The 12,092-nt window shown below is 75.5% G+C and carries 14 protein-coding genes; 7 read left to right on the top strand and 7 right to left on the bottom strand.

From position 1 onward, the window contains the following. Positions 1-125: 125 nt before the first annotated feature. A complete protein-coding gene (locus ACIRSS_RS43540; protein ID WP_400906317.1) occupies positions 126-2,249 on the bottom strand; it encodes a BTAD domain-containing putative transcriptional regulator in 2,124 nt (707 codons plus the stop codon). A gap of 222 nt (positions 2,250-2,471) precedes the next feature. Beyond that, positions 2,472-2,816, bottom strand: a complete 345-nt coding sequence (locus ACIRSS_RS43545) for a cupin domain-containing protein (RefSeq protein ID WP_400906320.1) — start codon at positions 2,814-2,816, stop codon at positions 2,472-2,474. A gap of 37 nt (positions 2,817-2,853) precedes the next feature. Between ACIRSS_RS43545 and ACIRSS_RS43550 the strand changes: the two genes are divergently transcribed. Next, positions 2,854-3,474: a TetR/AcrR family transcriptional regulator gene (locus ACIRSS_RS43550; RefSeq protein ID WP_400906323.1), complete on the top strand. Its 621-nt coding sequence runs from the start codon at positions 2,854-2,856 to the stop codon at positions 3,472-3,474. Here ACIRSS_RS43550 and ACIRSS_RS43555 read toward each other — a convergent pair. The 3 genes from ACIRSS_RS43555 to ACIRSS_RS43565 all read right to left on the bottom strand — a co-directional run bounded on the left by ACIRSS_RS43555 (position 3,467) and on the right by ACIRSS_RS43565 (position 6,316). Next, positions 3,467-3,865 (bottom strand): hypothetical protein, encoded by a 399-nt coding sequence (locus tag ACIRSS_RS43555; protein WP_400906326.1) that lies wholly within the window; start codon positions 3,863-3,865, stop codon positions 3,467-3,469. The two genes, ACIRSS_RS43550 and ACIRSS_RS43555, sit on opposite strands and share 8 nt — an antisense overlap. A 59-nt stretch (positions 3,866-3,924) precedes the next feature. Next, positions 3,925-4,788, bottom strand: coding sequence for a universal stress protein (locus ACIRSS_RS43560; protein WP_400906328.1), 864 nt, complete (start codon positions 4,786-4,788; stop codon positions 3,925-3,927). Positions 4,789-5,137: 349 nt separating this feature from the next. Next, the gene (locus ACIRSS_RS43565) at positions 5,138-6,316 is read right to left on the bottom strand and encodes an MFS transporter (RefSeq protein ID WP_400906331.1); all 1,179 of its coding nucleotides are present in this window, start codon (positions 6,314-6,316) and stop codon (positions 5,138-5,140) included. A 105-nt stretch (positions 6,317-6,421) separates the two neighbouring features. Between ACIRSS_RS43565 and ACIRSS_RS43570 the strand changes: the two genes are divergently transcribed. Then, a complete protein-coding gene (locus tag ACIRSS_RS43570) occupies positions 6,422-7,321 on the top strand; it encodes a LysR family transcriptional regulator (protein ID WP_400906333.1) in 900 nt (299 codons plus the stop codon). On the opposite strand, the gene ACIRSS_RS43575 is transcribed toward ACIRSS_RS43570, so the two are convergent. After that, the gene (locus tag ACIRSS_RS43575; protein ID WP_400906335.1) at positions 7,314-8,336 is read right to left on the bottom strand and encodes a PucR family transcriptional regulator; all 1,023 of its coding nucleotides are present in this window, start codon (positions 8,334-8,336) and stop codon (positions 7,314-7,316) included. The genes ACIRSS_RS43570 and ACIRSS_RS43575 overlap by 8 nt on opposite strands. Positions 8,337-8,441: 105 nt before the next feature. Here ACIRSS_RS43575 and ACIRSS_RS43580 point away from each other — a divergent pair, with 105 nt between their 5' ends. Both ACIRSS_RS43580 and ACIRSS_RS43585 read left to right on the top strand, forming a co-directional pair. Continuing rightward, complete coding sequence (locus ACIRSS_RS43580) at positions 8,442-9,392, top strand: alpha/beta hydrolase (protein ID WP_400906338.1); 951 nt, start codon at positions 8,442-8,444, stop codon at positions 9,390-9,392. A gap of 43 nt (positions 9,393-9,435) precedes the next feature. Beyond that, positions 9,436-10,275: a DUF1932 domain-containing protein gene (locus tag ACIRSS_RS43585; protein WP_400906339.1), complete on the top strand. Its 840-nt coding sequence runs from the start codon at positions 9,436-9,438 to the stop codon at positions 10,273-10,275. Here the strand turns inward: ACIRSS_RS43585 and ACIRSS_RS43590 are convergent. Further along, complete coding sequence (locus ACIRSS_RS43590; protein WP_400906342.1) at positions 10,259-11,296, bottom strand: NADPH:quinone reductase; 1,038 nt, start codon at positions 11,294-11,296, stop codon at positions 10,259-10,261. The genes ACIRSS_RS43585 and ACIRSS_RS43590 overlap by 17 nt on opposite strands. A gap of 202 nt (positions 11,297-11,498) precedes the next feature. On the opposite strand from ACIRSS_RS43590, the gene ACIRSS_RS43595 reads away from it, so the two are divergent. The 3 genes from ACIRSS_RS43595 to ACIRSS_RS43605 all read left to right on the top strand — a co-directional run bounded on the left by ACIRSS_RS43595 (position 11,499) and on the right by ACIRSS_RS43605 (position 12,050). Continuing rightward, the gene (locus tag ACIRSS_RS43595) at positions 11,499-11,648 is read left to right on the top strand and encodes a hypothetical protein (RefSeq protein WP_400906345.1); all 150 of its coding nucleotides are present in this window, start codon (positions 11,499-11,501) and stop codon (positions 11,646-11,648) included. Beyond that, positions 11,645-11,839 (top strand): hypothetical protein, encoded by a 195-nt coding sequence (locus ACIRSS_RS43600; RefSeq protein ID WP_400906347.1) that lies wholly within the window; start codon positions 11,645-11,647, stop codon positions 11,837-11,839. Before ACIRSS_RS43595 ends, ACIRSS_RS43600 begins: the two co-directional genes overlap by 4 nt. Before the next feature lie 79 nt (positions 11,840-11,918). Then, positions 11,919-12,050, top strand: coding sequence for a hypothetical protein (locus ACIRSS_RS43605; protein ID WP_329046949.1), 132 nt, complete (start codon positions 11,919-11,921; stop codon positions 12,048-12,050). The last annotated feature ends 42 nt before the right edge of the window (positions 12,051-12,092 follow it).

Here is a 12,092-nt window from a genome sequence, read left to right on the forward strand (position 1 = left end):
CGTCGGCGCCGGTGGTTCCCGGGGCGGAACCGGTGGCCGGAAGCCAGCGCATTCCCGGGCGCGGGACCGATAACCACGGAAGCGGTGATTTCCGCGAGGAATTCGCACCGCCGGGAACGGCGTGATCACCGGCCCTGGTCGCCGAAGGTGCGGGACTCCTCGTCGGCCGCCGCCAGCTCCTGCTCCGCCGCCACCGCGTCACCCGGCCCGCCGCGCCGAACCAGCGCTTCGGCGTGGCGGCGCCGGGAGAACACCACCGCCGGCCAGTGCGCCAGCGCCAGGTTGTGCTGCACCGCCGCGCGCAGGTGGGCCACCGCGCGGTCCAGGTCGCCCGTCGTCAGGGCCGTCGTGCCCAGCGGGTAGTGGATCGACCCGAAGCACGCGATCGCCAGGCTCGCCATCGCCGGCAGGTGGCCGAACGGGCGCAGCAGCTCGGACACCCGCGTCGCCGTCTCCGTGTCCTCCAGCAGGTAAGCGGTTTCCGCCGCCCCGCACAACGAAATCAGCCACGTGCTCGACCGCGGCAACGCACCCAGGTCGTCGCCGCACAGGCGGGCCAGCGCACCCGCCGCCGTCCGGCGGTCGCCCGCCGCGGCCGCCGCAACCGCGAGCGCCGCGTAGTACGAATTGTCGATCGCGCTGAGCGTGGGGGAGTGCATCAGCCCGTCCAGCACCGGCACCAGCTCGCCCAGCCGGCCCTGGAACCACCGGATCGCCACCAGCTGCGCGCCGTACCAGCCGAGCGCGTCCAGGTCACCCGCTGCCTGGCCCAGCTCCGCGCACGCCTGCGCGCCCTGCTCGGCCTCGCGGAACCGGCCGGCCCGGATGGCGAGCATGACCTTCAGCGCGTCCGCGACGAACCCCGCGGCCAGGTGCTTGCGCGCCGCCAGCAGGTCGTCGAGCTCGCCGAGCCGCCGTTGCGCGTGCGGGTCGCCGGCCAGGAAGAGGTCGACGGTGTCCCACAGCACCCCCATCACGAGGTCGGTGCGCCGCCCCGACCGGCCGCTCACCCCGAGCAGCTCGGTGGCCAGCGCGTGCCGCCGGACCGTGTGGCCGGGGCCGAGCAGGCAGTGGTGGGCCAGGCTCAGCGCTTCGGCGTGCGCGACCGGGTCGCCGGTCCGCCGCGTCTGCTCGACCGCGGCCAGGATCCGGTCGTGCGTCACGCCCTGGTAGTCCTCTTCGCCGGCGAGCCGCGTCCGCAGCCGGAGGGCGAGCAGCGACGCCGGATCGACCTCCTCCAGCGCGTACCGCAGACGCGCGAGCAGCAGTTCCGACGCGGCGGCCGTCCGGTGCTCGTGCACCCACACCCCGCCGAGGCCGAGCACCGCGCGGGCGAGCGCGTCGGCGTCCCCGGCCTGTTCGGCGCGGCGGTAGGCGGTCTCGAAGTGCTCGCGGCTGGTGCGCAGGTCGCCGTCCTCCAGCAGGGCGTGCTCCCCGGCGGCCAGCGCGTCGTCCGGGACGGTCGCCATGGTTCCGGCCCGGACCGCGAGCAGCCCCGGGTCGTGGGCGAGGACCCGCCGGTGCACCTGCGCCAGCACCGGCGACGGCTCCACCCCCGACGCGGTGATCAGCCCGTGCCGGGCCCGGCGGAACGCCTCCAGCGCGTCACCCTGGCGGCCGGCGCGGTAGAGCGCCGTCATCAGCTGCGCCCACAGCCGTTCGTGGCCGGGGAAAGCGGTCGTCAGCGCCTCCAGCTCGGCGATCAGCCCGGTGTCCTCGCCGGTCGCGAGGTCGGCGTCGATCCGGTCCTGGACGGCGTTGTGGCGCAACCGGTCCAGCCGCATCCCCTCGGCCTTCAGGGTTTCGACGTCGTCGAACTCCTCGTACGCGTTCCCGCGCCACAGCGCCAAAGCGGCGCCGAGGTGCTTCTGCGCGATGCCGGCATCGCCGGCCGCGAGCGCGCGGCGGCCTTCCGCGGCGAACTGCTCGAACCGCGCCGAGTCGAGGGCCTCCGGCACGACGTGCAGCACGTACCCCGGCGGGCGGGTCAGGATCAGCCGCGGGTCCACGGAGCCGCGCAGCCGCGAAAGGTACGTCCGGACCGTGCGGTCCGCGTGCTCGGGCAGCCGCTCGCCCCACAGCGCGTGCCCGAGCGCGTGCACGCTCACGACGCGGCCCGCCTCCGCCGCCAGCAGTGCCAGCAGGGTCCGCAGGCGCGGGCCGCCGACGTCCCGCGGGGTGCCGCCGATCCGGACCTCGAACGGTCCCAGCACTCCGAGTTCCACCCCGCCGGTGGTGTTCCCGACCATCCCCGCCCCTCCGCCGCGGACACGTCCGCGCTCAGGCGTACAGGAGCGAACCGGGGCGCGCGAGATACGTCGACAGGAAAGAAAAGCGGCGTCGGGGAACTGTCGACGAACGCGGCCGGTGCGGGCGCGGGCGGACGTGGCCCCCGGTTGTCCGGGAGAGCGGCGGCGAAACGCGCGATTCGCTGCCTGGCAAGGGTTTTCCGGCGCGGAAACCGGCCCGGCTCACCGCGTGTCGGGGCCCAGGGCGGTGCCCTGATCGGCCGCGTGACCGGGCTCCTTGAGTTCGACGAAAAAGGCGTGACTGGGCGTGTCACCGATGTTCTCGCCGGAGTGCTCCTGCGCCGCCACCCAGCGCGCCTCGCCGGCGGACAGGTCGACGCGCACCTCGCGGCCGCCGGCGGCGATGCGGCGGCTGAACGAGCCGAGCGTGATCATCACGGTGTCGGGGTGCCGGTGCGGCGCGGTCCGGTCGCCGGGCCGGTCCCGGTATTCGAGGACCCGCACCCGGTCGTTCTCGAGGACGACGCGGTAGAGCTCGGGGTTCGTTTCGGCCGGATCGGCGGACATGGCGCCCTCCTTCGTGGGACTTGAGTACCATGATGGCATGGAAGTGCCATATGAGTCCACGGGCAGGCAGCGGCAGAAGGGCCGGACCCGGGCGGCGCTCGTTTCCGCCGCCCACGAACTGCTGGCGCGCGGAGCCGCCCCGACGGTCGAGGACGCCGCGGCGGAGGCCGGGATTTCGCGCACCACGGCGTACCGGTACTTCCCGAACCAGCGCGCCCTGCTGCTGGCGGCGTACCCGCAGATCGACGACGACGCGGGCCTGCTCCCGGCCGGCGCGCCCGCGGACCCCGCCGCGCGCCTGGAGCTGGTGATGCGCGAGTTCATCGCGTTCACGGTCCGCTGGGAGCCGCAGCTGCGCGCCCAGCTGCGGCTGTCGCTGGAGCCGGGCGCGGACCAGCCGGTGCTCCGCGGCGGCCGGGCGATCCGGTGGATCGAGGAGGCGCTGGCCCCGCTGGCCGAGACGCACCCGGCCGTCGACGTGCACGGCCTGGCGGTCGCGATCCGCTCGGCGACGGGGATCGAGTCGCTGGTGTGGCTGACCGACATCGGCGGCCTGGCTCGCGACCGGGCGGCGGAGGTGCTGGCGGCCTCGGCGCGGGCGATCTTCCGGGCCGCCCTCGAGCCGGCGGGGTTCGCGCCGACCCCGCGGGCTACGTGATCGGCACCGTCGCCGTGCAGGACGTCGTGCCGTTGTCGAACTTCGTGGCCGCCGTGCCCCGCGCCGTCGCCGGGATCGCGAGCCCCGACGGCAGGCTCTGCGCGCCGTTCGTCGCCGGGCCGGTCCGGGTGTAGACCGCGTGCGTGCCGAGCCCGTCGGTGTAGGAGATCCGCAGCGTCTGCGTGCCCGAGTCCCCGATGTACGGCCCGGAGGTCGTGATCGAGCCGAGCGGGCGGTGGTAGCCGCCGGAGGTCTCGTAGCGCAGGGTGAACGTCCCGGCGAAGTCGCCGGCGCGGCAGGTGTTCGTGACCTGCTTGACGGTCGCCGCCTGGGCTTGGGCCGGGGCCGCCAACGCCGTGATCAGCGTCGCGGCTAGCACCACTGTCTTCATCTGTCCCTCGCTTCCGGTCCCCGTCATCCTGCCGCGGGCCGCTTCCGTCGCGCTTCCGCTCAGCGGGCGGTGCGGACGAGCAGCACCGGGCACGCCGCGTGGTGCAGCAGCGCCTGGCCGGTCGAGCCGAGCAGCAGCCCGGGGAAGCCGCCGCGGCCGCGGTCGCCGACGACGACCAGCTGGGCGGCCCCGCTGCGCTCGATCAGCTCGCGCCGCGGGTGGGCGTGGACGACGACCTGCTCGACGGCCAGGTCGCCGGTGTCGTGGTCGTGGAGCCGCTCGCCGAGCAGCCGCTGCCCGGCGTCGTCGACGCACCGCGGGTCCGGCCGCGGCGGCGGGGTGTCCGCCCAGGCGTGCAGGACGACCAGGGGAGCGCGGCGGGCGCGCGCTTCGGCGACGGCCGCCGCGAGCACCCGCGTACCGGCTTCGCTGCCGTCGATGCCGGTGACGATGGGACGGTCGCCCGCGCCGGGCTCGTCCCAGCTGTCCCCGCGGACGACGACGGTGTCGCAGCGGGCGTGTGTCCCGAGCGCGGCGGCGACGGAGCCGGCGAGCAGGCTGGTCAGCCTGCCGTGCCCGCCGGAGCCGACGACGAGCAGCGACGCCGCGCGCGAAGCTTCGATCAGGGCCTGGGCGGCGCGGTCGGGGTCGAGCCGGGTGACGACGTCCGCGACGCCTTGCGCGGCAGCGAGTTCCCGCGCGGTCCGCAGCGCCCGCCGCCCCCGGGCCCGCAGCGCGTCGACCATTTCCTCGGGTGGCGGGACGACACCGCCGGCGAGCAGCGCGGGGACATCGAGGGCGTGCACGATCTCCAGGGGCGCGTCCCGCAGGCAGGCGGTCCGCGCGGCCCACCGGACGGCGTCCAGCGATTCGGCCGACCCATCCACCCCGGTGACGATCGGCGGCGCGGCTGCAGCGGTCATCCGCCGACTCTATGCCCGGAGCAGGGGCGGGCGGAGCCGATCGGCTGGGCGAAGGGGCAGCTGGTGGGACGTGGACCGGCCGGCCCGCGCCAGGCACAGCCGGCCGCAAGGTGGCCGCCGGTGCGATGCCGGCGGGCGGGGCGGGTCGGCCGAGCAGGTCGGCTGCCGCTGCAATGCCCGCGGAAGAAGCGAGCGCGGCCCAGTGGCTGGGCGCAGCCGGCGCAAGGTGCCCGCCGGCGCGATGCCCGCGGGCGGGGCGGGCGGCGGATCGGCCGAGCGGCGTCGGCTGCCGGTGCGATGCCCACGGCACCGGCGACCCGAACAAAGCACCCCGAACCCGCACCCGGCGCTACGCGCGCCCCAGAGTGCGGCGGGCCGACCAGCCGAGCAAACCCAGCTCCAGCACCGCGAACCCGGCCAGCACCACCGACCCGGGCGCCACCAGCATCGCCAGCCCGATCAGCAGCACCGGCAGCACCAAACCCGCGTACGCAGCCAAGAACAACGCCGCCAAGACCTCGCCGCGGGTGAGGTCGTCGGCCAGGGCCGCGACCGTGCCGACCGCCGCGCGGAACCCCAGCCCGAACCCCGCCCCCGCGAGCGCGCTCGCGGCGAAGAACAGCGGCAACGATCCCGCGAGGGCCAGCAACACCAGTCCGGCGCCCATCAGCGCGTACCCCGCCCGCAGCTGGGACCGCGTGCGCAGGCGCGCCAGCCCGATCTGCGCGAGCGCCGCACTGCCCAGCATCGTGAACGGCGCCAGCCCGGCGAGCAGGCGGGACGGCTCGTGCAGCTCGTGCGCCAGCAGCGTCGGGGCGAGGGCCATGAACAGCCCGCTGAGCGCGAACGCCGCGAACGCGCCGATCGCCGCCCCGGCGAACTCGGACCGGGCCGCGGCCGGCAGCGACAGCCGCTGGGGCCGGTACGCCGGGCGCTCTTCGCGGCGTTCGACGGTCTCCGGCACGAGGCTCACCACGGCCGCTTCCCCGAGCAGCACCACCAGGAACACCGCGAACGGCGTGTGCAGCGGCTGGTCGGCGAACCGCGCGAACAGCCCGCCGACCAGGGGACCCAGCGCCAGGCCGCCGGCGTTGACCACCGTCGCGGCGAGGCCGGGTCGGGCTTGCGTGCGCAGCTCGGACAGGTGCGCCGTGGCGGTCGCCGTGACCACCCCGATCCCGGCGCCGCTCACCAGCCGCGCGACGATCAGGCCGGGGACCTCCGGCCACAGCAGGAACAGCGCGGCCGCGAGTGCCTCGGCCAGCAGCCCCGCGACGAGCACGCGACGGCGGCCGAGCCAGTCGCTGACGTGCCCGGCCAGGTACAGGCTCAGCATCACCCCGACCGCGTACGCGGCGAAGACGACGGTGACGAGGAACGCCGGAAACCCGTCCCGCTGCTGGTAAAGCGCGTACAGCGGGGTCGGGACCGTGGAGAACGCGAGCGCCGTCGCGAACGCGACCGCGACGACGCGAAAGCCCCAGCCGTGGCTCATCCGGAGCCGGGCGGGGGCGAGGGTGACGGACATCGGGACCTTCCAGGACGCCGGGGATCTTCCGACCTCCACGATGTCCCCGCCGACTCAGCAAGTCCAACGAAAAGTCCTGGCCAGAGTTATCGCTACGATCGATGAATGGAGACGCGTCAGCTCGAGTACTTCGTCGCCGTGGCCGAGGAACTGAGCTTCACCCGGGCCGCCCAGCGGATGTTCGCGGTCCAGTCGACCGTGTCCGCCGCCGTCCGCGCCCTGGAGACCGAGCTCGGCGCCAAGCTGTTCGACCGGTCCACCCGCCGGGTCGCGCTGTCGGCGGCCGGCGCGGCGTTCCTGCCCGAGGCGAAGAGCGCGATCGAGGCGTTCGAACGCGCCCGCGCGACCGTCCAGGAGGCTTCGGAGGGCCTGCGCGGCAGCCTGCGGATCGGCACGCTCACCTCGATCGGCGGCGTGGACCTGCCCGGGCTGCTCGGCGCGTTCCACCGGCGGCACCCGCGGGTGGACATCCACGTCACGGTGTCGCTCACCGGCTCGACGGGGCTGGCCGAAGAGGTCCGCCAAGGCCGGCTCGACGTCGCCGTGGTGGGTCTGCCCGAGTCCGACCTCGCCGGGCTCGACGTCCTGCGCGTCGACACCCGGCCGTTCGTGGTGCTGCTGCCGGAGACCCACCGGCTGGCGGGCCGCCGCGCGGTGCGGCTCGCGGACCTCGCCGGCGAGTCCTTCATCGACACCCCGCGCGGCTTCGGCAACCGGGTCGCTCTGGACCGCGCCTTCGACGCGCTCGGGTCGCCGCGGCGCGTCACCGTCGAGGTCGCCGACCTGCGCACCGTGTCCGGGTACGTCGCGGCCGGGCTGGGCGTCGCGGTCGTCCCGGACATGCCCGCGCCCACCCATCCGGACGTCGTCGTGCTGCCGCTGTCCGGCGCGGGCCTGGACTGGCCGCTGAACGTCGTCACCTCGGCCGCGAAGCCGCCGAGCCGCGCGCTGCGGACGCTGCTGGACCTGCTGACCGACGCCCGTCCACAAAGGACGGTCAGCTGACGGCGCTGTTGTCCCGCCACCTTTTCAGCATCAGCGCGAGGTGCAGCCGGAACCGGCCGGCGGGCGAGTCGACCTCGAACCCGAGGACGGCTTCGGCCCGGGCCAGCCGGGCCGGCATCGTGCTGTGGTGGCGGTGCAGGACCGCCGCCGCCTTGCGGGCCGACCCCGTCGCGCACAACGCGTCGAGCGCCGAGAGCGTGTCCGCGCCGTGGGGTTCGGCCGCGAGCCGGTCGAGGGCGCGGACGTCCGGCAGGTCGTCCAGCGCCGGGTCGCCGAGAAGCGAACCGAGCGCGCCGAGGCTGCCCAGCCGCTCCCACCACACCACCGGCTCGGTGTCCGAAGTGAACCGCAGCGCCGTCCGGGCGGCCGCCCACGAGCGCGCCGCGTCGAGGGCGGGCAGCTCGGGTCCGATGCCAGCGCGGCCGCCGTCCGGGAACGGGTCCGGGACCGCCTCGGCCAGGATCGCGCGCACGCCGCCCAGCTGAGCCGACCGCCCGACGAGCCCGTCGACACCGGTGCCCGCCAGCACGCGCAGCCGGGCCGACGGCGCGACGCCGAGCAGGTGCAGGGCCCGCGACCGCTCGGCCGTGCCCGCGTCGCCGGACAGCACCAGCTCGACGAGCGCCGGGTCGCCGAGCTCGGGCCGCGGCACGCCGTTCTGCTCCAGCAGGACGGCGGTGGCGATCGCGAACCGTTCGAGCAGCATGTCGTCGAGCGGCAGGGCCGCGCCGTCGCGGGCCACCCACACCTCGACGCCGCCGTCGAGCCGGCGAACCGCCGCCCCGGCGGGAGCCGTGCCCGGCGTCGCGACGGCCCCGCCCGGGTCCGCCCGCAGCGACATCCCCTGGCCCGGCGCGTGGACGCCGACGCGGCAGCCGGCGAGCTCGGCCGTGCTGCGCACGAGCGCGTCCAGGCCGGCCCGGCCGGTGATCAGGCGGTCGAAGAACCCGATCACCCGCACGGCGTTCTCGGCGTCGGCGTCGAGCCCGGACAGCCGCAGCAGCAGCCCCTTCATGCCGTCACGATAGGCGCGCCCGCCGCCGGATGGCGAGGTCCGGACCCGCAACGCCCGCCGCGTGGCGGTGGCCGGGAGCGCCCCGGGCGGCCGAAGATCGGTCCCATGACCTACGCGATCGATCCCGAGCTGCTGCCCTGGCTGGACATGCTGCCGGGCGTGACCCTGACCGACTACGACGCCCTGGTCGCCGCCCGCTCCTCGATGAGCGAGCTGGGCGACGTCCTGCCGGCCTACGAGCCGGTTAACCCCGTCGACGTCCGCGACACGACCGTGCCCGGGCCGTCCGACGCGCCGGAGGTCCCGGTGCGCGTCTACTCCCCGGCGAACCGCACCGGCGCGGTGCCCGGCCTGCTCTACATCCACGGCGGCGGGTTCGTCCTCGGCGACCTGGACATGTTCCACGCGTCGCTGCTGCGGCTGGTCGACGAGCTCGGCGTCGTGATCGTGTCGGTCGACTACCGGCTGGCGCCCGAGCACCCGTTCCCGGCGCCGGTCGAGGACTGCTACGCGGCCCTGCAATGGGTCGAGGCCAAGGCGGCGGAGCTGGGCATCGACCCGGCCCGCCTCGGCGTGGGCGGCGAAAGCGCGGGCGGCGGCCTGTCGGCGGCGGTGGCGCTGCTGGCGCGCGACCGCGGTGGCCCGGCCCTGTGCTTCCAGTACCTCGGCATCCCGGAGCTGGACGACCGCCTCGGCACGCCGTCGATGCGGGCCTACACCGACACGCCGCTGTGGAACCGGCCGAACGCGGTGTTCAGCTGGACCAGCTACCTCGACGCGGAACCGGGCGGCGAGGGCGTTTCGCCGTACGCGGCCCCCGCCCGCGCGGAGGACCTGGCCGGGCTGCCGCCCGCGTTCGTGACGACGTGCCAGTTCGACCCGTTGCGCGACGAGGGAATCGCGTACGCGCAACGCCTCGCGCACGCCGGCGTGGCGACCGAGCTGCGGCACTACCCGGGCACGTTCCACGGGTCGGGCATGGTGGAGACGGCGGCGATCTCGCGCCGGATGTTCGCCGACGAGGTCGACGCCCTGCGCCGCGGCCTGCGCGTCTAGCGCGGTCTGCGCGATCATGGGGGCTCCCGCGAAAGGAGCCGCCATGACGCCGGTCGGACTGCTGCACCCCGGCGCGATGGGCGCCGCCGTCGGGGCCGTGCTCACCCGCGCCGGGACCCCGGTTTCCTGGGTCTCGGCCGGGCGCGGCCCCGCGACGCGCCGCCGCGCCGAAGACGCCGGGCTGACCGAGGTGCCCGACGTCGCCGCGCTGGCCGGGTGCGACGTCGTGCTCAGCGTCTGCCCGCCCGCCGCCGCGCTCGACGTCGCCCGCGAGGTGGCCGCCACCGGGTTCGAGGGCGTCTACCTCGACGCGAACGCCATCGGCCCGCGCCACGTCGAGGAGATCGAAGAGCTCTTCGACGGCACGGCGACCGTCGCCGACGGCGGGATCGTCGGCCCGCCGCCGCGGTCGGCCGGGACCAGCCGGCTCTACCTGTCCGGCCCCGAGGCCGCCGTCACGCGCCTGACGAGCCTGTTCGAGGGCACGCACCTGCGGCCCGTCGTGCTGCCCGGCCCGGTCGGCCGCGCGTCGGCGCTCAAGCTCGCCTTCGCCGCCTACAACAAGCTCACCTACGCGCTCGCCGCCCAGTCGTACGCGCTGGCCGAGCACCACGGCGTCGGCGGCGAGCTGCGGGAGCTCGCCGCCGACGTGCTGCCGGCGACCCCGCTCGGCGCGCCGGACGGGATCGCCTCCGCCGGGCGGCGGGCGTGGCGGTGGGAGGGCGAGATGGCCGAGATAGCGGAAACCTGCGCCGACGCCGGGTTGTCACCGGCGTTGCTCGACGCCGTGCGCGAGCTGTTCGGCCGCTGGCGCGAGCACCGCGACGACGACGGCGTCACGCTCCCGGACCTGCTTCAGGCGCTGGTCACTCCGCCGGGGTGACGTCGATCAGCACCTTCCCGGTCGCGCCCTCCTCGGACGCGATGTGCGCCTTCGCGGTCTCTTCCAGCGGGAAGCGGTGCACCGGCACCCCGCGGTCCTCGCCGAGCCGCAGGGCACCGTCGGCCAGGGCCGCCGTGACGTCTTCCGCGGCGGCGCGGAGCTTGTCCGCGCCGACCGTGTAGAGCACGAGGAACTGGTAACGCGTGTTGAGCCACAGGTTCGCGCCGAAGTCCAGGGTGAGGGTCGCCCCACCGCGGTCGTTGCCGTAGACCGCGACCGTGCCGCGCGGGCGCAGGACCTCGGTGTGCAGCTGCGCGTTGACCGCGGCCGCGACCTCGACGACCAGGTCGACGCCGTCCGGCGCGACCTCGCGGATCCGGGCGGCCAGCTCGGGATCGGGGTAGCGCAGCACGTGCTGGGCGCCGGCCGCGCGGGCGAGGGCGGCCTTCTCGTCGCTGCTGACCGTGGCGATCACCGTGGCGCCGGCCCAGCGGCCGAGCTGGATGGTGGCGTTGCCGACCGCGCCGGCCCCGCCGCTGACCAGCACCGTCCGGCCGTCGAGGGCGCCGGGCGCGAGCCGGGCGGGTCCGTCTTCGGCGACCGTCAGCGCCCGGTGCGCGGTCAGGCCGGGGACGCCGAACCCGGCGCCTTCGTCGAACCCGGCGCCCTCGGGCAGCGGGACCACCTGCGCGGCCGGGAGGACCGTGTACTCCTGCGCGGTGCCGGCCGCGGGTCCGTGGGTGCCGGCGAGGATCAGCCACACGCGGTCGCCGGGGGAGAAGCCGGTGACGTCCGGGCCCACCGCGTCGACGACGCCCGCGCCGTCCTGGTTGGGCACGGTGTCCGGCGTTTCGGTCCCGGCCTCGGCGCCCCGGCCGAGCCGGGCCTTCCAGTCGGTCGGGTTGACCGCGGACACGACGATCCGGACGCGGACCTCGCCGGGCCCGGGGTCCGCGACGGCCCGCTCCGACAGCGACAGCACCTCGGGTCCGCCGTGGCGGCGGTAGACGACTGCTTTCATGCCCGGTGCAATCCCCGGGGTACCCCGGGTTATTCCCGGCGCGCCGGAAATGAGCTCACGGTAAATCCGCAGCGTGTGCCGCCCGCTTATTCACCGCCCGGCGGAAAACGCCCGAAAACGGAGGTCGCACGGGTGATCCCCCGGCCGGGCGATTTTCGGTGTTGCCCGCGCGAAATCGGCCGCCGTCGCAGAAACTGGGCGCGTGGGAGAGGAAAAGCGCAGTCCGGGGGACGAGCGGCCGAAGCGTGACGACGGGGAACCGACGCCGATCTTCGACGCCGTGTTCAGCGCCACGCGCGCGCGGGCCAATACGAACAATCCGCCGGGGGAGCCGGACAAAACGGGGCGGTGAATAGCGTTCGGCGGAACCGGGGGCGGGAGGGGTGGGCGTGGCGCGGCCTGGCGGTGGCGTACGCGGTGGCGTCGGCGGCCCAGGTGTACCTGGCCGCGGCGATGGGTGTGGTGTGGGCGGCGGTCCTGGCGACGCTGTTCCTGGCGGCGGCGATCGCGTGCGGCATCGCCGGCGGCGGCTTCCCACGCTGACCTGTGGCACATTGTTCGACGTCCGCAGGGAACATGTAGCATCTCCGGTGCACTCGCACCGGCGGCCGAGGAGTGGAACGTGGCAGGCGTCGTGAACAGCATGATCGCCGCGGAGTACGCGGCGGGCGCCACGATTTCCGAGCTGGCCGAGCGGTGGGGCATCGACCCGCGCCAGGTGGTCGAACGCCTCTCGGCGGCCGCCCGCTCCTGAGGCCGGCAGTCCACGTAGGACCGCCGCCGCCCGGATCTGCCG

This window comes from Amycolatopsis sp. NPDC101161 (genome assembly GCF_044768185.1).
Lineage (GTDB): Bacteria > Actinomycetota > Actinomycetes > Mycobacteriales > Pseudonocardiaceae > Amycolatopsis.

Bases quoted from the DNA above. Each gene is read 5' to 3' on its own strand.
- ACIRSS_RS43540 (WP_400906317.1), bottom strand. From the start codon at position 2,249: ATGGTCGGGAACACCACCGGCGGGGTGGAACTCGGAGTGCTGGGACCG.
- ACIRSS_RS43545 (WP_400906320.1), bottom strand. From the start codon at position 2,816: ATGTCCGCCGATCCGGCCGAAACGAACCCCGAGCTCTACCGCGTCGTC.
- ACIRSS_RS43550 (WP_400906323.1), top strand. From the start codon at position 2,854: ATGGAAGTGCCATATGAGTCCACGGGCAGGCAGCGGCAGAAGGGCCGG.
- ACIRSS_RS43555 (WP_400906326.1), bottom strand. From the start codon at position 3,865: ATGAAGACAGTGGTGCTAGCCGCGACGCTGATCACGGCGTTGGCGGCC.
- ACIRSS_RS43560 (WP_400906328.1), bottom strand. From the start codon at position 4,788: ATGACCGCTGCAGCCGCGCCGCCGATCGTCACCGGGGTGGATGGGTCG.
- ACIRSS_RS43565 (WP_400906331.1), bottom strand. From the start codon at position 6,316: ATGTCCGTCACCCTCGCCCCCGCCCGGCTCCGGATGAGCCACGGCTGG.
- ACIRSS_RS43570 (WP_400906333.1), top strand. From the start codon at position 6,422: ATGGAGACGCGTCAGCTCGAGTACTTCGTCGCCGTGGCCGAGGAACTG.
- ACIRSS_RS43575 (WP_400906335.1), bottom strand. From the start codon at position 8,336: ATGAAGGGGCTGCTGCTGCGGCTGTCCGGGCTCGACGCCGACGCCGAG.
- ACIRSS_RS43580 (WP_400906338.1), top strand. From the start codon at position 8,442: ATGACCTACGCGATCGATCCCGAGCTGCTGCCCTGGCTGGACATGCTG.
- ACIRSS_RS43585 (WP_400906339.1), top strand. From the start codon at position 9,436: ATGACGCCGGTCGGACTGCTGCACCCCGGCGCGATGGGCGCCGCCGTC.
- ACIRSS_RS43590 (WP_400906342.1), bottom strand. From the start codon at position 11,296: ATGAAAGCAGTCGTCTACCGCCGCCACGGCGGACCCGAGGTGCTGTCG.